The sequence below is a fragment of the Streptomyces sp. NPDC088350 genome, assembly GCF_044753545.1.
Lineage (GTDB): Bacteria > Actinomycetota > Actinomycetes > Streptomycetales > Streptomycetaceae > Streptomyces.
Genome location: NZ_JBIVNL010000001.1, coordinates 497,123 through 514,675 on the forward strand (window position 1 = coordinate 497,123; position 17,553 = coordinate 514,675).

Genomic DNA, 17,553 nt, shown 5'->3' on the forward strand with positions numbered 1-17,553 from the left:
CGCTACGCGCGTAGAGAGGCCCCTTTCCACGAGGAGAGTTCGCCATCGACGCGTCCAGCAGCCCTCCGCTCACCGCACAGTCGACCGCGGTCGAGCTGGCCGGGATCACCAAGCGCTTCCCCGGCGTCGTGGCCAACCACGACATCCACCTCAGTGTCCGAAAAGGCACCGTGCACGCCCTCGTCGGCGAGAACGGCGCCGGCAAGTCGACCCTGATGAAGATCCTGTACGGCATGCAGAAGCCGGACGAGGGAACCATCGCCGTCGACGGCGAGCACGTCACCTTCTCCTCCCCGGCCGACGCCATCGCCCGCGGTATCGGCATGGTCCACCAGCACTTCATGCTCGCCGACAACCTCACCGTCCTGGAGAACGTCGTCCTGGGCAGCGAGAAGCTGCACGGCATCGGCGGCGGCGCCCGCAAGAAGATCAAGGAGATCTCCGACCGCTACGGCCTGAACGTCCGCCCGGACGTCCTCGTCGAGAGCCTCGGCGTCGCCGAGCGCCAGCGCGTCGAGATCCTCAAGGTCCTCTTCCGCGGCGCCCGCACCCTGATCCTGGACGAGCCCACCGCCGTCCTGGTCCCGCAGGAGGTCGACGCCCTCTTCAGCAACCTGCGCGAACTGAAGTCCGAGGGCCTCGCGGTCATCTTCATCTCGCACAAGCTGGGCGAGGTGCTCTCCGTCGCCGACGAGATCACCGTCATCCGGCGCGGCACGACCGTCGGCACGGCCGTCCCCTCCGCGACGACCCCCCGCCAGCTCGCCGAGATGATGGTCGGCAGCGAACTCCCCACCCCGGAGACCGCCGAGTCGACGGTCACCGACAAGCCCGTCATCGAGGTCAACGGCCTCACCGTGTACGCCGCCGGCGCCTCCCTCGGTGCCGAGTCCGAGCCCGCGGGCGGCGGACTGCTCGGCGACCTCGCCGTCGGCGGCGCCGCCAAGCGCGTCCTGGACGACGTCACCTTCACCATCCACGCCGGTGAGGTCATGGGCATCGCCGGCGTCGAGGGCAACGGCCAGACCGAGCTGATCGACGCGCTGATCGGCCTGAAGAACGCCGACTCCGGCAGCATCGGCTTCCTCGGCGAGGACATCACGCCCTGGGCCACTCGCAAGCGCCGCGAAAAGGGCATCGGCTACATCCCCGAGGACCGCCACCGCCACGGCCTCCTCCTGGAAGCCCCCCTCTGGGAGAACCGCATCCTCGGCCACGTCACCGAGAAGCCGAATGCGAAGGGCATCTGGCTCGACATCAAGGGCGCCCAGGACGACACCCGCCGGATCGTCGAGGAGTACGACGTCCGCACCCCCGGCATCGACGTCACCGCCGCCTCCCTGTCCGGCGGCAACCAGCAGAAGCTGATCGTCGGCCGCGAGATGAGCCACAAGCCGAAGTTCCTGATCGCCGCCCACCCCACCCGCGGTGTGGACGTCGGCGCGCAGGCCGCGATCTGGGACCAGATCCGCGAGGCCCGCCGCGAGGGCCTGGCCGTACTGCTGATCTCCGCCGACCTGGACGAGCTGATCGGCCTGTCGGACACCCTGCGCGTGATCTACGACGGCAGGCTGGTCGCCGACGCCGACCCGGCCACCGTCACACCGGAGGAGCTCGGCTCGGCCATGACCGGCGCCGCGTCCGGTCACCTCGAACACGTCGAAGAGTCCGCAGAAGACGGCGCCGACGACACCGCCCCGGAGGACGAGGCCCGATGAAGAAGTTCGACAAGGAGCGCGTGCTCCTCGCCGTGGCCGGCCCGGTCATGGCGCTTGTCGCGGCGATCCTGCTGACCTCGGTCGTGCTGCTCGCCTCGGGCAAGAACCCGATCGAGCCGTACAACCTGATGCTCCAGCAGATCGGGTACTCGGACGTCCAGGTGCTGATCATCAACCAGGCGTCGATGTACTACATCGCCGCCCTGGCGGTCGCCCTCGGCTTCCGGATGAACCTGTTCAACATCGGCGTCGACGGCCAGTACCGCCTCGGCGCCGTGATGACCGCGGTCGTCGGCGCGCACGTGGGCCTGCCGGCCGTCCTCCAGGTGCCGCTGCTGCTGCTCGTCGCGATCCTCACCGGCGCCTTCTGGGCCGGGATCGCGGGTCTCCTCAAGGTCACCCGGGGCGTCAGCGAGGTCGTCGCCACGATCATGCTCAACGCGATCGCGACCAGCCTGATCCTCTACCTCACGCAGACCAACACGTGGGGCGTCCAGGTCGGCAACAACATGACGACCGGCATCATGAAGAAGTCCGGCTGGATCCCCGGCATCAACCTGGGCTCGGACGTGGGCGAGATCTACGGCCTGGTCTTCCTCGCCGTGATCATCGGCGTCCTGTACTGGCTCGTCCTCAACCGCACCCGCTTCGGCTTCGACCTGCGCGCCACCGGCGAGTCCGAGTCCGCCGCCGCGGCCTCCGGCGTCGACGCCAAGCGCATGACGCTCACCGCGATGCTGATCTCCGGCGGTGTCGCCGGCCTCGCCGGTCTGCCGCTGCTGCTCGGCGACAGCCACACCTACAGCCTCACCTTCCCCGAGGGCCTGGGCTTCACCGCGATCGGCATCGCCCTCCTCGGTCGCAACAACCCCGGCGGCATCGCACTCGCCGCCCTCCTCTGGGCCTTCCTCGACAAGGCGTCTCCCGCCCTGGACTACGCGACCCCGGTCGCGTACCAGAAGGAGATCGCGACGATCATGCAGGGCCTGATCGTCTTCGCGGTCGTCATCTCGTACGAGGTCGTCCGCACCTGGGGTCTGCGCCGCCAGCAGAAGCGCGTCGGTGAGGAACTCGCCGCCGCCGCGATCGACAACTCCGAGAAGAAGGAGGTGGCGGCCTGATGTCCACCGCGACCATCGCCAAGCCCCAGGCGCAGCAGCCCGGGAAGGGCGGGCGCCGTTTCTCGCTCCCCGTGCTCCTGCTGATCATCGCGGGCGCGCTGATCCTCACGTCGGTCGTCCGCCTGATCACGGGCGCGGACGGCATCACGTCCACCGGCCAGATGTCCACCGCCCTGCGGGCCGCCGTGCCGATCGGCCTCGCCGGTCTCGGCGGGCTGTGGGCCGAGCGCGCGGGCGTCGTCAACATCGGCCTCGAAGGCATGATGATCCTCGGCACCTGGTTCGGCGCCTGGGCCGGCTACCAGTGGGGCCCGTGGACCGGTGTCGTCTTCGGCATCATCGGCGGCTGCCTCGGCGCGCTGCTGCACGCCGTCGCCACGGTGACGTTCAACGTCAACCACATCGTCTCCGGTGTCGCCATCAACATCCTGGCGCTCGGCACCACCCGCTATCTGTCGAAGTTCACCTTCGCCAACACCGAGCAGGGCTCCGCCAAGCAGTCCCCGCCGATCGACTCGCTGGGCACCTTCGACATCCCCGGCCTGTCCACCTGGCTGGACAAGCTCAACGAGAAGCACTGGTTCCTGCTCTCGGACCTCGCGGGCCTCATCGGCGGTCTCATCACCGACCTCTCCCCGCTCACCGTCGTCGCGGTGGCCCTCGTACCGGCCACCTGGTGGGTCCTGTGGCGCACGGCCTTCGGCCTGCGCCTCCGCTCCTGCGGCGAGAACCCGGTGGCCGCCGAGTCGTTGGGCGTCAACGTCTACAAGTACAAGTACATCGCCGTGATCATCTCCGGCGGCTTCGCCGGCCTCGGCGGCGCCTTCCTGTCGATCGTCGCCTCGAACGTCTACCTCGACGGCCAGACCGGCGGACGCGGCTACATCGGCCTCGCCTCGATGATCTTCGGCAACTGGATGCCGGGCGGACTCGCCCTCGGCGCGGGCCTGTTCGGCTACACCGACAGCCTCAACCTGCGCGGCGGCTCCACCAACGTCCACGCGCTGATCCTGCTGCTCGGCTTCCTGCTGGTCGCGGGCTGCGCCTACATGGTCTGGAAGAAGCGGTACGTCCCGGCCGGCATCACCGCCGTCCTCGCGGCCCTGATGTTCGTCTGGTACGCCACCACCGACTCCGTCCCGGCCCAACTGGTCGGCGCCAGCCCGTACATCGTCACCCTGCTGGTGCTCTCGCTGTCCGCGCAGCATCTGCGGATGCCGAAGGCGGACGGCCTGCCGTACCGGAAGGGACAGGGCAAGTGACCTCGCCCGCCGCCGAGTTGGCCGTCGACTGGGACGAACTGCGCGCCGAGGCACGGGAGGCGATGTCCCACGCCTACGCGCCGTACTCGGGCTACCCCGTCGGGGTCGCCGCCCGCGTCGACGACGGCCGCACGGTCTCCGGCTGCAACGTCGAGAACGCGTCCTACGGCCTCGGCCTGTGCGCCGAGTGCGGGCTCGTGTCCGACCTCCAGCGCACCGGAGGCGGCCGGCTGACGCACTTCACCTGTGTCGACGGCAAGGGCGACATCCTCGTCCCGTGCGGCCGTTGTCGCCAACTGCTGTACGAGTTCGGCGGCCCGGGTCTGCTGGTGGAGACACCGGCGGGCGTCCTGCCGCTCTCGGAGATGCTCCCGCAGGCCTTCGGGCCGGACCATCTCACCAGGTAACTCCCGTGCGGCCCCTCTGAGTTGTCCTGTGTGACGCGCTCAGGGGGGCCGCGCACTTTCTGAACGTCCGGAAGGAAATCCAAGCCATGGCCATGGACGCCATCTCCGTCATCCGTACCAAGCGGGACCGCGGTGAACTGAGCGACGAGCAGATCGACTGGGTCATCGACGCGTACACCCGGGGGGAGGTGGCCGACTACCAGATGGCCGCCCTCAACATGGCGATCCTCCTCAACGGCATGAACCGCCGGGAGATCGCCACCTGGACCGCCGCGATGATCGCCTCCGGCGAGCGCATGGACTTCTCGTCCCTGTCCCGCCCGACGGCCGACAAGCACTCCACGGGCGGCGTGGGCGACAAGATCACGCTCCCCCTGGCGCCCCTGGTGGCAGCCTGCGGCGCGGCCGTCCCCCAGCTCTCCGGCCGCGGCCTCGGCCACACCGGCGGCACCCTCGACAAGCTGGAGTCGATCCCCGGCTGGCGCGCCCTGCTCTCCAACGAGGAGATGCTGTCCGTACTGGAGGGCACCGGCGCGGTCATCTGCGCGGCGGGCGACGGCCTGGCCCCGGCGGACAAGAAGCTGTACGCACTCCGGGACGTGACGGGAACGGTGGAGGCGATCCCGCTGATCGCCTCGTCCATCATGTCGAAGAAGATCGCCGAGGGCACGGGCTCCCTGGTCCTGGACGTGAAGGTCGGCACGGGCGCGTTCATGAAGACGATCGAGGACGCGCGGGAGCTGGCGTCCACGATGGTGGGCCTGGGCACGGACCACGGCGTGAAGACGGTGGCGCTCCTGACGGACATGTCGACCCCCCTGGGCCTCACGGCGGGCAACGCCCTCGAAGTCCGGGAATCCGTCGAGGTGTTGGCGGGCGGCGGCCCGTCGGACGTGGTCGAGCTGACCATCGCCCTGGCCCGCGAGATGCTCGACGCGGCCGGCGTGAAGGACGCCGACCCGGCGAAGGCCCTGGCCGACGGTTCCGCGATGGACGTGTGGCGCCGGATGATCGCGGCCCAGGGCGGCGACCCGGACGCGAAGCTGCCCGTGGCACGCGAGCAGCACGTCGTGACGGCCCCGACCTCCGGCGTCCTCACCCGCCTCGACGCCTACGACATCGGCATCGCCGCCTGGCGCCTCGGCGCGGGGCGTGCGCGCAAGGAGGACCCGGTGCAGGCGGGCGCGGGAGTGGAAATGCACGCCAAGCCGGGAGACACGGTGACAGCGGGCCAGCCCCTCCTGACCCTCCACACGGACACGCCGGAGCGCTTCGAGTACGCCCTGGAGGCGACAGAGGGCTCCTACGACATCGCCGCCACGGGAACGTCGTTCACGGCGTCGCCGGTGGTGCTGGAGCGCATCGCCTGACCGGTGGTTGGGGTGGGACAGGGGGCTGGGTTGTTGATCCCGGCCCCCTTACTGCCCTTGGGGGCGCGGGGAACTGCGCGCCCAGCCACAACGCACCCGCAGCCAAAAAACGACCGCACCTACCCAAGCAGCGCAGCCACCACCACCAACACCGGCACCGACAGCACCGTGGACAGCAACACCGAGTCCCGAGCCAACCCCTCCCCCACGCGATAACGACTCGCGTACGTGTACAGGTTCTGCGCAGCCGGCAGCGCCGAGGTCACGACCACATCGAGCAGCCGCGCCCCGTGCAGGCCAAAGACACCCGCGGCCAGCACCCACGCCACGGCCGGCTGCCCCACCGACTTGAGGGCGACCGACAGCAGCACCGGCCCCCGATCCGCACCGCGCCCCGGCATCGCGCTGCCGCACAGGGAGATCCCGAACGCCAGCAGAACCGCCGGTACCGACATGTTCCCGATCAGCGTCAACGGGTCCATGACCGGATCCGGTACGTGTACACCGCTCGCCGACACCGCCACCCCGGCGAGCGAGCCGAGGGCGACCGGGTTGCGCAGCGGCGTGAGGAGCCGTAGCCAGAGGGGGCCCTTCTCGCCCCCGCCGGACAGGTCGAGGATCGTGAGCGCGAGCGGCGTGACCCCGATGAGCTGGAACAACAGCACCGGCGCGACCAGGGACGCGTCACCCAGCACGTACACCGCGATCGGGATGCCGAGGTTGCCCGAGTTGACGTAACTGGAGCAGAGCGCGCCGATCGTCGTCCTGCCCACACCCCAGCTGCGGACGACGCCCACCGCGACGAAGACGCCCGCCACCGCGGCCGTGCTCATCGCGGTGACCAGGAGACGGCTGGAGAAGACCACCGACAGATCGGCCCGCGCGAGGGTCGTGAACAGCAACGCCGGGGACGCGACATTGAAGGCCAGCTTCGTCAGGACGTCCCGCCCGTGTTCGCCGAGGGAACCGCGCAGCCCGATCACATACCCGACCGCGATGACCACACCGATGACCGCGAACCCGGTCAACACCCCTTGCACGGCACCCCCTCGGCGGCTGCCGTAGCGCGCGGGAGGCCGTCGGGTATCCAGGGCGGAGCTGATCCGTGGGGCATACAGCAAACCTAGGCGGTCGCCCCCGATGAGTTACGCCCACCCACCCGGTCTACCGATTGTGGACGCCAAGACACCCGCTGTACTCGTGCCGGCCCGCCCCGTCACCCCTGACGAGGCGGCGGGGCTGTGTGCCGAGGCGCGGGCGCTGCTGGCGGCGACCGGTGCGGGAGTGGTTCTCGTCGAGGTCGTGGGGCCGGGGCCGCCCACGCTCGGCACCGTCGACGTCCTGGCCCGCCTCGAACTCACCGCCCGGCGGGCCGGCGGCCGGATCCGGCTCCGCGAGCCCGCCCCCGGACTAGGCGCCCTCCTCGACCTGGTCGGAATCCGCTTCGAGATGGAGGGGCAGGTCGAACAGCGGGAACCAGCGCTTGGTGTCCAGGAAGAAGTGGAACCCGGTGAGCCGGCCGTCTGAGATCTCCAGCACCTGGACCGACCAGGGGCTGAAGCCGCCCGCCTCCGGGTCCGGCTTGTACTGGGCGAAGCCCGGCAGACCGTTCACCCGCACCGGGATCAGGCGCGAGCCCTCGCAGGCGGCGCCGAGCGTCGTCATGAAGCCCGTGATGTCCGCGTGGCCGGTCAGCCACAGGTCGAACGGCGGCATCGTCATGATGGCGTCCTCGTGCAGCAGCGCCGTCAGCGCCGCCATGTCGTAGCCCTCGAAGGCCGCGACGTACCGCTCCAGGAGTTTCCGCTGCTCCTCGTCGAGCGGGTCGGACACGGCCGCGTCGGCCGCCTTCTCGTGCCGCTCGGCGAGGGTCGCGCGGGCCCGCTGCAAGGCGCTGTTGACCGACGCGACCGAGGTGTCGAGCAGTTCGGCCACCTCGGTCGCCCGCCAGGCCAGCACCTCGCGCAGGATCAGCACCGCCCGCTGCTTGGGCGGCAGTTGCTGCAGGGCGGCCATGAACGCGAGCCGCACCGACTCCTTGGCGACCGCGGCCTCCGCCGGGTCCTCGACGGTCGGCAGCACGCGCGCGTCCGGCATCGGCTCCAGCCATGTGTTGTCCGGCCGGGGCGACAGCGCGGCCTGCGCCAGCGGGGTGGAGTCGCTCAGGTCGACGGGGCGCGCCCGCTTGTTGCCGGCGGACAGCATGTCCAGGCACACGTTCGTGGCGATCCGGTACAGCCACGAACGCAGACTGGACCGTCCCTCGAACTTCTCGTAGTTCCGCCAGGCGCGGACCATCGTGTCCTGCACCGCGTCCTCGGCCTCGAAGGAGGAGCCGAGCATGCGATAGCAGTACCCGGTCAGCTCGACGCGGTGCTTCTCCAGCCTGATGTCGAGGTCCGTCGTCGTAGCAGTGCCGTCACTCATGGTCTCGCCCACCCACCCCTGTGGCCGTTGTTCCCTTGTCCCGAAACGTAGCGCAGCCCACTGACAATGGCGCGAGGAGTGGATGAAAGTGCAGGTCAGGGTGTTTACAGGTCACCCGGTACGGGTGCGGGCGTCCTCTGGGGGCTCCGCCCCCAGACCCCCGATCGGCCCCGAAAGGGCCTCGTCCTCAAACGCCGGACGGGCTGGAGTGCCGCGCCCTGTACCGGACAGCGCCCGGTACGACAGACCCCTCAGGCCGCCGCCCCCTCCAGCCCCCGCCGCTCCACCCCGGCCGCCCGCGACCCCAGCACAGTGATCGTCACGACTCCCAGCACCGCCAGGACCCCCACGCCCACCGTCCCGGCCCAGCCGCCCGCGTGGAACGCCAGCGCGCCGACCGTACTGCCGGTGCTGGACCCGATGTAGTACGCGGACTGGTAGAGCGCCGACGCCTGCGCACGCCCCGTCGTCGCCGTCTTGCTGACCGCCGAGGACGCGACCGCGTGCCCCGCGAAGAAACCGGCCGTGATCAGCACCAGGCCGAGCAGCACCAGGGGCAGCGAGTCGGAGAGGGAGACCAGGAGGCCTGTCGCCGTCGTACCGCCCGCAAGGTACAGGGCGCCACGTCGCCCCAGCCGACCCACCAACCGGCCCGCCGTGGACGCGGACACCGTCCCCACCAGATACACCAGGAAGATCGAGCCGACGATGCCCTGGGGGAGGGAGAAAGGGGCCTCGGTGAGGCGGTAGCCGATCACCGTGTAGACGCCGCCGAAGACCGTCATGAACAGGGCGCCGATCGCGTACAGGCGGCGCAGCAGGGGGTTCGCGAGGTGGTCGCGGACCGTGCGGGCCAGGACGCGCGGGCGCAGCGAGCCCGGGGTGAAGTGCTTCGGGGCGGGGAGCAGGAGGCGGAAGGCGACCGCGCAGCCGACCGCGATCACGCCGATCACCGCCACGGCGGCCCGCCAGCCCCATTCCTGCGCGACCCAGCCGGTGATGACCCGGCCGCTCATCCCGCCGACGCTGTTGCCGGCCACGAACAGGCCGATCGCCGTGACCAGCGCCTTCGGCCGGACCTCCTCCGCCAGATACGCCGTAGCGGAGGCGGGCAGCCCCGCCAGCGCGGCCCCCTGGAGGAACCGCAACGCCACCAGCGCGCCCAGCGAAGGCGCGAAGGGGACGAGGACCCCGATACTCACCGCGACGACCAGCGACCCGGTCATGACCGTACGACGTCCGAAACGCTCCGACAGCGCGCTCATCGGGAGGACGAACAGCGCGAGTCCGCCGGTCGCCGCCGCCACCGTCCAGCTGGCCGCGCTCGCGCTCACGCCGAAACCGGAGGAGATCAGCGGCAGCAGGGCCTGCGTGGAGTAGAGGAGCGCGAAGGTCGCCACGCCCGCGAGGAACAGCGCGAAGCTCATCCGGCGGTAGCCGGGACCACCCGGTGTCAGCCGTGAGTCGGAGGCGGGGACGGGGGTCGTGGCGGCCACGAGGGTGGACGCCCCGGTATCGGCGGGAGACATGTTTCGAAGCTACGTACGCTCCCGTTGATCCGTCCAATGCACGGAAACGCCATAATCGTTCCCATGGTGCATCAGTACAGCTCACAGGCCCGACTGTCGCCGTCCGGTGACACAGAAGACATCGTCGCGCTGCTCGCGCCCCGCCTCGCGTACTTCGCCGGCGTCGCCCGCACCGAACACGTCACCCGGGCCGCGCAGGAGATGCAGGTTCCGCAGTCCACCCTGTCGCGCGCGATGGTCCGCCTCGAACAGGACCTGGGCGTGGACCTGTTCGCCCGCATCGGCCGCACGGTCTCCCTGACTCCCGCCGGCCGCACCTTCCTCACCTCCGTCGAACGCGCCCTCGCCGAGATCGAGAAGGCCGCCGACGAGGTCCGCGCCGACGCCGACCCCACCACCGGCAAGGTCGCCTTCGGCTTCCTCCACACCCTCGGCTCGGAAACCGTCCCCGGCCTCATCCGCGCCTTCCGCGCCGACCACCCCCGCGTCCGCTTCAGCCTCGTCCAGAACTACGGCGAGGCCATGCTGGAGCGGCTCCGCGCGGGCGAGCTGGACCTCTGCCTGACCTCCCCGGTCCCCGACGCCCCCGACCTGGTCGCCCGCCGCCTCGACGAACAGAAACTCCGCCTGGTCGTCCCCGCCGACCACCGCCTCGCGACGAGAAGGAGAATCCGCCTCGCAGAAGCAGCCGACGAAACCTTCGTCACCCTGGAACCGGGCTACGGCCTCCGCCGCATCACCGACGACGTCTGCAAGGAGGCCGGCTTCAAGCCCCGGGTGGCCTTCGAGGGGGAGGAGGCCGAGACCCTGCGGGGCTTGGTGGCAGCGGGCCTGGGCGTAGCCCTCCTACCCCCACCAGCCGTACCCCGCCCGGGAGTTGCAGAACTGACGGTCACGGCTCCGAGGGCCGTAAGAGAGATCGGAGTGGCATGGCTGGACGGCCACCCGGACACACCCCCGGTGGCAGCTTTCAAGCAGTTCCTGTTGTCAAGAAGGGGCAACTTGCTACCCACGTAGGCGCATCCCCCCTAGGGGCGCGGGGCTGTATCTATTTGCGGCTCCGCCGCGTGGGCGCGCCCAGCCCCACGCACCCGCACCCCGCAACGAACCCTCAACCCCTACGAAGCGACCGCCCAAACCCCGCAGCCAAGGGCATCCTCAACCCCAAAGGCGGCGGAGCCTGAAGCGCATCCTCAACGGGACGGGAAAACGCCCGCCCGAACAACGCCCCCATCACGAAGTCCTCAGCCAGCGCATGCACTTCCTGCCGGTGCTGATGCAACCCGTGCCCATCGGAATGCACTTCGAACCGGCAGATGTCCCGGTTCGCCTTCTTCGCCCGCGCCGCCAGCCGGAACGACAGTTCGGGATCGGTCCGTTCGTCGTTCGTGCCGTGCACGATCAGCACCCGCCGCCCCGCGAGCTGTTTCACCGGTTCGGGTGGCGCGGCCACATCCTGTTCGGGCAGCCAAGGAGCCAGCGCCACCACGGAGTTGACCGCCTCGTGCCCGGCGGAACGCAGTGCGGCACGGCCGCCCATGTCGACCCCGGTGAGACACACGGGCACGTCCCCGTACCGTCGTACGACCTCGTCGACCGCCCAGGTCGCGTCGTGCGCGAGATACGCCTCGCTGCCGTTCCAGCCGCGCACGCGGTAGTGGACGACATGCGCGGCGAGCCCGTCGTCCGCGCCCGCACGGGCCAGCCGGCGCCCCAACGTCCGTACGGAGGCCGTCGCCATCATGGGGGACGGCCGGCGCGCGGAGACCTCGTCACCGCCGGGAAGCAGCAGCACCACGCCGCTCACCGAGGTCGGTTCGGGGCCGAGCGCCCTCCCCAGCCGGGCCGTCCTGACCGGCGTCGCTTGCTGTGCCATGACAGAACAGTGTCAGAAGAGAGCGTGTACGCCACCCTTCCGCGCGGTCACCGTTACGTATCGGCGGATTCGTACAACGGGTGATCTACGCGCGTAGGAGTTAGAGTGCGGAAATGACGAGCCAGAGCACCCCGAACACCCCGACGCCGGACCAGATCCGCCGGGCGCCGAAGGTTCTGCTGCACGACCACCTCGACGGCGGTCTCCGCCCGGGGACGATCGTCGAACTCGCCCGGGACGCCGGGTACACCGAACTCCCCGAGACCGACCCGGACAAGCTCGGCGTGTGGTTCGCCGAGGCCGCCGACTCCGGTTCGCTGGAACGGTACTTGGAGACCTTCTCGCACACCGTCGGCGTGCTGCAGACCCGGGACGCGCTGATCCGGGTCGCCCGCGAGTGCGCCGAGGACCTCGCCGAGGACGGCGTCGTCTACGCCGAGGTGCGGTACGCGCCCGAGCAGCACCTCGAAGGCGGGCTGAGCCTCGAAGACGTCGTCGAGGCGGTCAACGAGGGCTTCCGGCAAGGGGAGTCGCTGGCGCGGGAGAACGGCCGTCGCATTCGCGTCGGGGCCCTGCTCACCGCCATGCGGCACGCGGCCCGCGCCCTGGAGATCGCCGAACTCGCCAACCGCTACCGCGACTTGGGCGTCGTCGGCTTCGACATCGCGGGCGCGGAGGCCGGGTTCCCGCCCACCCGGCACCTGGACGCCTTCGAGTATCTGAAGCGCGAGAACAACCACTTCACGATCCACGCCGGTGAGGCCTTCGGGCTGCCGTCGATCTGGCAGGCGCTCCAGTGGTGCGGCGCCGACCGGCTCGGACACGGGGTGCGCATCATCGACGACATCCAGGTCCAGGAGGACGGCTCGGTCAAGCTCGGCCGGCTCGCCTCCTACGTCCGGGACAAGCGCATCCCGCTGGAGCTGTGCCCCAGCTCCAACCTCCAGACCGGTGCCGCCGACTCCTATGCCGAGCACCCCATCGGGCTGCTGCGCCGGCTGCACTTCCGGGCGACGGTCAACACCGACAACCGTCTGATGTCCCACACCAGCATGAGCCGGGAATTCGAGCACCTTGTCGAGGCGTTCGGTTATTCGCTCGACGACATGCAGTGGTTCTCCGTCAATGCTATGAAGTCAGCATTCATTCCTTTCGATGAACGACTCGCCATGATCAATGACGTGATCAAGCCCGGATATGCCGAGCTGAAATCCGAATGGCTGTTCCGGCAGACCGCTTCCACCAGCGGTTCTTTGGCCGAAGAGGGCTGAACGGGGCGGAGCGGAAGGCGGGAAATGCGGGCGGGTGTTCACAATCCGTCCGCATTTCGATGTTTGCGGCGGGCGCCCTCGCGTGTTTACGGTCTTGGACCGCTCACATCCCCGTCATCCCATTCAAGGACGCATTCACCATGAAGCAGTCTGCTGCCAAGACCCTCGGTGTCGCCGCCCTCGGTGCCGCCTTCGCCGCCGTCGGCGCGGGTGCCGCGAGCGCGGCGCCGTCGGTGCCGGACGCCACCCAGGCGCTGGGCTCCGTGACCCACACGCTGCCCGCGGAGAACGTCACCAAGGCGCTGCCCGGTGCCGGCGAGGCGCTGAGCCAGGCGCAGCCCGCCCTCGCGGGTGGTCTGTCCGCCGTGCAGCCGGCCGCCGAGAAGCTCCTCTCCGACGGCCCGACCGCGCCCGTCGCCGGACTGCTGGGCGGCCTCCCGCTGTCGCAGACGGGCCTGCCCACGCACGGCCTGCCGGTGAACGGCATCCCGCTGGGCTGAGCCCGCCCCCGAACGCGCCGACGGGGCGCACCCCTGGACAAGGGGTGCGCCCCATCGGCGTACGCGGGCGGTGTGCGGAGGCGGGGGCCGGAGCCTCACCAGGCCTCGGTGCGCACCTTGTCCTCGGACGGGAACAGGATCCACAGCGCGATGTAGAGCAGGAACTGCGGCCCGGGCAGCAGACACGAGAGCAGGAAGATCACCCGCATCGTGGTCGCGGAGGTACCGAAGCGCCGCGCCAGCGCTGCGCACACTCCGCCGATCATGCGGCCTTGGGTGGGGCGGGCAATGGCGGCCATGGGTGGCTCCTTCGTGAGCGTCTCTCCGAGGCCTCCCCTGCGGCTGCCTCATCTGTCCTCAACGGTACGGAGCCGCAGGCCGCCCGGCGTCGCTCTACGGTGCGATGCCGACCCTGGGAATCGTCGGGGTCCGTCCCTGAGCCGCTTCCTCCTGGAGGACGGCTGCGGGGCGCCCGCTCTCGCCCCTGCGGCGGAGCCGGGCGCGGGCCGCCGGGACGATCGCGGCGTGCGCGAGGGCCACGCCGACCGTGTTCATGAGCAGCGAGTCGATGTCCACGACCTGGCCGGGCACCCCGGTCTGGAGCAGTTCGATGCCCAGGGAGATCAGGGCGCCCGCGGCGACCGTACGGACGAAGGACGCGAGCGGGGAGACATGGAGTCGGCCGCTGACCGTCGGGAGCAGGACACCCAGCGGGGCCAGCAGCGCGAGGCCCTCACCGATCCGCTTCGACGCCTCCGGCCAGCCCATGGCCAGATCGGCTCTGATGCTGGCCAGCGGGTGCAGATTCGGGGGCATCACCCAGGGGACGTCCCTTGGTCGCAGCGTGACCCAGGCGACGAGCACGAGATGTGCGACGAGGAGGACACCTCCTGCCACACGGACGCGAATCGCGGCACTGCCGCCGATGGAGCCTTGACGCTGCACGCCCCACAAGACGCCCCCTCCGGCACGATCGGTTCCGGGTGACGGCCAAGCACCGGGGTGAGGCTTCCGCCACATCGCCCTTTTGCGGCTCGTTCACCCCCGGGGCGCTTTCAGCCGCCCGTCACCTCGCTGGAAGGCGGTGTCTTGGTGCCCGGGTCGGAGCGGACGTCGTCCGTGCACTCGTAGCGGCGCAGGGGGGTGGTGTCCGGGCCGCCGAGGATCACCGAACCGTCGCCCTCGGCCGCGGCCGAGTCGGAGAACGTGCAGACGATCTGGGCGAGCGCGTACGACGTCAGGTCGGCCGGTGCGTTGCTCAGCCGCAGCGCGTCCTTGGGGTCCTTGGGGCGCGGTCCGCTGACCGTCATGCCGCCCCGCACGTCGGTCGTGTACCGGGCGTCCTTCTCGCCCGGCGACGGCGACTGCGCGAGCTGGTCCAGCAGCCCCTGCGCCACGATCACCCGCCGCTGCACGTCCGCCGTGCCGTCCGGCACCTGTACGGCCCGGTCGACGGTCACCAGCGACGACCCGCACAGCAGGAACACCTGCACGGGAACCCCGTGCGCGGCCTGCGGCGACACGTCCGGCTCGGTGAGCGTGCAGGGCACCATCGAGGGCGCGGCCCCGAAGTCGGTCGGCACCTCCGTGGCCCGGATCCCGCACCCCGCCAGCAGCAGCCCGAGCAGGGGGAGAGCCGTCAACCGGCGTACGGCTGCGGCCCGTTCCCCGGGCCGAGTCGTCAACTGTCGTACGGTCATGGCGTGTTCCCCTTGGAGCCGTCCGAGCCGTCGCCCTCGCCCTTGTCGGTCTCCTCCATGAGCGCGGAGGCGTCCCTGGGCAGCCGCAGCGTGAACACCGCGCCGCCCTCGGGGGAGTTGGCGGCGGTGATCTCGCCGCCGTGGATGTGGGCGTTCTCCAGGGCGATGGAGAGGCCGAGGCCACTGCCCTCGGAGCGCGGCCGGGAGGCGCTCGCCTTGTAGAAGCGGTCGAAGACGTGCGGCAGGACGTCCTCGGGGATGCCGGGGCCGTGGTCGCGGACCGCGATGACGAGGTCGTCGTCCTCAAGGCGGACCGACACCCTGACCGGCGAGCCGCCGTGCTTGAGGGCGTTGCCGATGAGGTTGGCGAGGATGACGTCGAGGCGCCGCGGGTCGAGCCGGGAGTGGATGCCGCGCTCGGCGTCCAGGTCCACGGCGTCCAGCCAGGCGCGGGCGTCGATGCACGCGGTGATCTGGTCGGCGAGGTCGACGTCGTCCAGGACGAGCCGGGCGGTGCCCGCGTCGAAGCGGGTGACCTCCATCAGGTTCTCGACGAGATCGCCGAGCCGCTTGGTCTCGCTGACGACGAGCCGTACGGCGGGCTCGATCATCGGGTCCACGCTGCCGGTCTCGGCGTCGAGTTCCTCCTCCAGCACCTCCACCACGGCGGTGATGGCGGTCAGCGGAGTGCGCAGCTCGTGGGACATGTCGGCGACGAAACGGCGCGAGGCGTCGTCCCGGGCCGCCATGTCGGCGACCCGTTTCTCCAGCGCCTCGGCGGTCTGGTTGAACGTCCGTGACAGTTCGGCGAGTTCGTCGGTCCCGGAGACCCGGAGCCGGGTGTCGAGCTTGCCCTCGCCGAGCCGGCGCGCGGCGATGCCGAGCCGGTGCACGGGCTTGAGGACGGTCGTCGCGGCGGCCTGCGCGAGCAGCGCGGAACCGATCAGCGCCAGCCCGGTGGCGATACCCAGCGACCAGGCAAGGGAGTTGAGGTCCTTGGCCTCCGGCTCAAGGGACTTGAGCATGTAGCCGGTCGGACCGCCGCCGATCATCCGCGTACCGGCCACCAGGAACGGTGTGCCGTGCTCGGTGACCCGCTGCCAGTACAGGTGGTACGGCTCCTTGTTGCCGTCGGTCACCGACTGCTGCTTGTTCACCGCCGTGCGCAGCGACTTGGGCACGTCCTCCAGTGAAAAGCCGTTCAGGCCGCCGGAGTTGCCGTAGACCGTCTTGTTGTTCGCGTCCTCGGCGACCAGCAGGACGCTGAAGCGCTGGCTGCTGTTGGCCATCTGGCCCGCGGTGCGCAGCAGTTCGTCCTGGGTGGGGTGGGCGGGGAGGGCGCCCGCGCGGTTCTGCATCTCCTGGCGGAAGTCGCGCAGTACGGCGTCCTGGGCGCGGGTGAGGACGGCCTCGCGGTTGAGCCAGTAGGCGATGCCGGACGCGGAGACGGCGGCGGTCAGCGCGACCAGACCGAACACGACGACCAGCCTGAGGCGCAGGCTGGTGAACCGCAGCCGCCACAGAACTCCCTTACGACCCGGGCGCCAGCCGCGGATCCCCCCTGGTGCGTCGGTCACTGAGGTGAGTCCAGGCGGTAGCCGACGCCGCGCACGGTACGGATGAGGGTCGGGGACGAGGGGATGTCCTCGACCTTGGCGCGCAGCCGCTGGACACAGGCGTCCACCAGGCGCGAGTCGCCGAGGTAGTCGTGCTCCCACACCAGCCGCAGCAACTGCTGCCGGGACAGGGCCTGTCCGGGCCGCCGGCTCAGCTCCAGGAGCAACCGCAGCTCGGTGGGCGTGAGTTGGAGGTCCTCGCCGTTCTTCGTGACGGTCATCGCGGCGCGGTCGATGACGAGCGAACCGAAGGTCGCCGCGTCGTTGGCCTCGCGCTCGCCGCGCCGCAGCACGGCCCGGATACGGGCGTCCAGCACGCGCCCCTGCACGGGTTTGACCACGTAGTCGTCGGCGCCGGACTCCAGTCCGACGACGATGTCGATGTCGTCGCTGCGCGCGGTGAGCAGAATGATCGGCAGCTGGTCCGTGCGCCGGATGCGGCGGCACACCTCGAAGCCGTCGATGCCGGGCAGCATCACATCCAGCACGATCAGGTCCGGCCGCTGCTCACGCAGCAGTTTCAGACCGTCCTCGCCGCTGGCAGCGGTGGCTACCCGGTGTCCCTGGCGCGTCAGCGAGAGCTCCAGGGCCGTCCGGATGGCGTCGTCGTCCTCGATCAGCAACAGGGAAGGCACGGGGCTCATTCTGGCCCATGGCGGGGTGCGGTTTCGACACCCCGCACGGGTGGGCCCCGTAGCGTCCCTTTCTGTGACCGGACTGTCCCTTTTCTGAGGGCAGCCGCAGAGACCCACCCCT

At 70.4% G+C, this 17,553-nt stretch carries 18 protein-coding genes; 9 read left to right on the plus strand and 9 right to left on the minus strand.

Annotated features, from left to right (window positions below; genetic code table 11):
• Nucleotides 1-44: 44 nt before the first annotated feature.
• The 5 genes from ACIQBL_RS02300 to ACIQBL_RS02320 all read left to right on the plus strand — a co-directional run bounded on the left by ACIQBL_RS02300 (nucleotide 45) and on the right by ACIQBL_RS02320 (nucleotide 5,878).
• Nucleotides 45-1,718 (plus strand): ABC transporter ATP-binding protein, encoded by a 1,674-nt coding sequence (locus tag ACIQBL_RS02300; RefSeq protein WP_401937006.1) that lies wholly within the window; start codon nucleotides 45-47, stop codon nucleotides 1,716-1,718.
• The gene (locus ACIQBL_RS02305; RefSeq protein WP_401935805.1) at nucleotides 1,715-2,839 is read left to right on the plus strand and encodes an ABC transporter permease; all 1,125 of its coding nucleotides are present in this window, start codon (nucleotides 1,715-1,717) and stop codon (nucleotides 2,837-2,839) included. The genes ACIQBL_RS02300 and ACIQBL_RS02305 overlap by 4 nt, the downstream gene beginning before the upstream one ends.
• Nucleotides 2,839-4,101 carry an ABC transporter permease gene (locus ACIQBL_RS02310; protein ID WP_401935806.1) on the plus strand — a complete coding sequence of 421 codons (1,263 nt, stop codon included), beginning with the start codon at nucleotides 2,839-2,841 and terminating at the stop codon, nucleotides 4,099-4,101. The genes ACIQBL_RS02305 and ACIQBL_RS02310 overlap by 1 nt, the downstream gene beginning before the upstream one ends.
• A complete protein-coding gene (locus tag ACIQBL_RS02315) occupies nucleotides 4,098-4,508 on the plus strand; it encodes a cytidine deaminase (protein WP_200712802.1) in 411 nt (136 codons plus the stop codon). The genes ACIQBL_RS02310 and ACIQBL_RS02315 overlap by 4 nt, the downstream gene beginning before the upstream one ends.
• A gap of 86 nt (nucleotides 4,509-4,594) precedes the next feature.
• Nucleotides 4,595-5,878: a thymidine phosphorylase gene (locus ACIQBL_RS02320; RefSeq protein WP_401935808.1), complete on the plus strand. Its 1,284-nt coding sequence runs from the start codon at nucleotides 4,595-4,597 to the stop codon at nucleotides 5,876-5,878.
• Nucleotides 5,879-5,997: 119 nt separating this feature from the next.
• On the opposite strand, the gene ACIQBL_RS02325 is transcribed toward ACIQBL_RS02320, so the two are convergent.
• Nucleotides 5,998-6,918 carry an AEC family transporter gene (locus tag ACIQBL_RS02325; RefSeq protein ID WP_401935809.1) on the minus strand — a complete coding sequence of 307 codons (921 nt, stop codon included), beginning with the start codon at nucleotides 6,916-6,918 and terminating at the stop codon, nucleotides 5,998-6,000.
• Between the two features lie 100 nt (nucleotides 6,919-7,018).
• Between ACIQBL_RS02325 and ACIQBL_RS02330 the strand changes: the two genes are divergently transcribed.
• Complete coding sequence (locus ACIQBL_RS02330; protein ID WP_401935811.1) at nucleotides 7,019-7,405, plus strand: hypothetical protein; 387 nt, start codon at nucleotides 7,019-7,021, stop codon at nucleotides 7,403-7,405.
• On the opposite strand, the gene ACIQBL_RS02335 is transcribed toward ACIQBL_RS02330, so the two are convergent.
• Both ACIQBL_RS02335 and ACIQBL_RS02340 read right to left on the minus strand, forming a co-directional pair.
• Nucleotides 7,289-8,305, minus strand: a complete 1,017-nt coding sequence (locus ACIQBL_RS02335) for a sigma-70 family RNA polymerase sigma factor (RefSeq protein WP_401935812.1) — start codon at nucleotides 8,303-8,305, stop codon at nucleotides 7,289-7,291. The two genes, ACIQBL_RS02330 and ACIQBL_RS02335, sit on opposite strands and share 117 nt — an antisense overlap.
• 251 nt (nucleotides 8,306-8,556) lie before the next feature.
• Entirely contained in the window at nucleotides 8,557-9,834 is a 1,278-nt protein-coding gene (locus ACIQBL_RS02340) for an MFS transporter (protein ID WP_401935814.1), read from the minus strand.
• Between the two features lie 63 nt (nucleotides 9,835-9,897).
• Between ACIQBL_RS02340 and ACIQBL_RS02345 the strand changes: the two genes are divergently transcribed.
• On the plus strand, nucleotides 9,898-10,851 hold the full coding sequence (locus ACIQBL_RS02345) for a LysR substrate-binding domain-containing protein (protein ID WP_401935815.1): 954 nt from the start codon (nucleotides 9,898-9,900) through the stop codon (nucleotides 10,849-10,851).
• 94 nt (nucleotides 10,852-10,945) lie between these two features.
• On the opposite strand, the gene ACIQBL_RS02350 is transcribed toward ACIQBL_RS02345, so the two are convergent.
• Entirely contained in the window at nucleotides 10,946-11,710 is a 765-nt protein-coding gene (locus ACIQBL_RS02350) for a prolyl oligopeptidase family serine peptidase (RefSeq protein ID WP_401935816.1), read from the minus strand.
• Between the two features lie 113 nt (nucleotides 11,711-11,823).
• Here ACIQBL_RS02350 and ACIQBL_RS02355 point away from each other — a divergent pair, with 113 nt between their 5' ends.
• Both ACIQBL_RS02355 and ACIQBL_RS02360 read left to right on the plus strand, forming a co-directional pair.
• A complete protein-coding gene (locus ACIQBL_RS02355; RefSeq protein WP_401935818.1) occupies nucleotides 11,824-12,981 on the plus strand; it encodes an adenosine deaminase in 1,158 nt (385 codons plus the stop codon).
• Between the two features lie 140 nt (nucleotides 12,982-13,121).
• Nucleotides 13,122-13,481 carry an ATP-binding protein gene (locus tag ACIQBL_RS02360; RefSeq protein ID WP_401935819.1) on the plus strand — a complete coding sequence of 120 codons (360 nt, stop codon included), beginning with the start codon at nucleotides 13,122-13,124 and terminating at the stop codon, nucleotides 13,479-13,481.
• Between the two features lie 95 nt (nucleotides 13,482-13,576).
• Here ACIQBL_RS02360 and ACIQBL_RS02365 read toward each other — a convergent pair whose 3' ends face one another.
• The 5 genes from ACIQBL_RS02365 to afsQ1 all read right to left on the minus strand — a co-directional run bounded on the left by ACIQBL_RS02365 (nucleotide 13,577) and on the right by afsQ1 (nucleotide 17,432).
• On the minus strand, nucleotides 13,577-13,780 hold the full coding sequence (locus tag ACIQBL_RS02365; RefSeq protein ID WP_019055767.1) for a PspC domain-containing protein: 204 nt from the start codon (nucleotides 13,778-13,780) through the stop codon (nucleotides 13,577-13,579).
• A gap of 94 nt (nucleotides 13,781-13,874) precedes the next feature.
• Nucleotides 13,875-14,426 (minus strand): VanZ family protein, encoded by a 552-nt coding sequence (locus tag ACIQBL_RS02370; RefSeq protein WP_401935820.1) that lies wholly within the window; start codon nucleotides 14,424-14,426, stop codon nucleotides 13,875-13,877.
• A gap of 110 nt (nucleotides 14,427-14,536) precedes the next feature.
• Nucleotides 14,537-15,181 carry a hypothetical protein gene (locus ACIQBL_RS02375; protein WP_401935822.1) on the minus strand — a complete coding sequence of 215 codons (645 nt, stop codon included), beginning with the start codon at nucleotides 15,179-15,181 and terminating at the stop codon, nucleotides 14,537-14,539.
• Entirely contained in the window at nucleotides 15,178-16,758 is a 1,581-nt protein-coding gene (locus ACIQBL_RS02380) for an ATP-binding protein (protein ID WP_401935823.1), read from the minus strand. Before ACIQBL_RS02380 ends, ACIQBL_RS02375 begins: the two co-directional genes overlap by 4 nt.
• Nucleotides 16,755-17,432 carry a two-component system response regulator AfsQ1 gene (afsQ1, locus tag ACIQBL_RS02385; protein WP_033280216.1) on the minus strand — a complete coding sequence of 226 codons (678 nt, stop codon included), beginning with the start codon at nucleotides 17,430-17,432 and terminating at the stop codon, nucleotides 16,755-16,757. The genes ACIQBL_RS02380 and afsQ1 overlap by 4 nt, the downstream gene beginning before the upstream one ends.
• Between the last annotated feature and the right edge of the window lie 121 nt (nucleotides 17,433-17,553).

Bases quoted from the DNA above. Each gene is read 5' to 3' on its own strand.
- ACIQBL_RS02335 (WP_401935812.1), bottom strand. From the start codon at position 8,305: ATGAGTGACGGCACTGCTACGACGACGGACCTCGACATCAGGCTGGAG.
- ACIQBL_RS02345 (WP_401935815.1), top strand. From the start codon at position 9,898: ATGGTGCATCAGTACAGCTCACAGGCCCGACTGTCGCCGTCCGGTGAC.
- ACIQBL_RS02305 (WP_401935805.1), top strand. From the start codon at position 1,715: ATGAAGAAGTTCGACAAGGAGCGCGTGCTCCTCGCCGTGGCCGGCCCG.
- ACIQBL_RS02355 (WP_401935818.1), top strand. From the start codon at position 11,824: ATGACGAGCCAGAGCACCCCGAACACCCCGACGCCGGACCAGATCCGC.
- ACIQBL_RS02350 (WP_401935816.1), bottom strand. From the start codon at position 11,710: ATGGCACAGCAAGCGACGCCGGTCAGGACGGCCCGGCTGGGGAGGGCG.
- ACIQBL_RS02375 (WP_401935822.1), bottom strand. From the start codon at position 15,181: ATGACCGTACGACAGTTGACGACTCGGCCCGGGGAACGGGCCGCAGCC.
- ACIQBL_RS02360 (WP_401935819.1), top strand. From the start codon at position 13,122: ATGAAGCAGTCTGCTGCCAAGACCCTCGGTGTCGCCGCCCTCGGTGCC.
- ACIQBL_RS02310 (WP_401935806.1), top strand. From the start codon at position 2,839: ATGTCCACCGCGACCATCGCCAAGCCCCAGGCGCAGCAGCCCGGGAAG.
- ACIQBL_RS02340 (WP_401935814.1), bottom strand. From the start codon at position 9,834: ATGTCTCCCGCCGATACCGGGGCGTCCACCCTCGTGGCCGCCACGACC.
- ACIQBL_RS02330 (WP_401935811.1), top strand. From the start codon at position 7,019: ATGAGTTACGCCCACCCACCCGGTCTACCGATTGTGGACGCCAAGACA.
- ACIQBL_RS02320 (WP_401935808.1), top strand. From the start codon at position 4,595: ATGGCCATGGACGCCATCTCCGTCATCCGTACCAAGCGGGACCGCGGT.
- ACIQBL_RS02365 (WP_019055767.1), bottom strand. From the start codon at position 13,780: ATGGCCGCCATTGCCCGCCCCACCCAAGGCCGCATGATCGGCGGAGTG.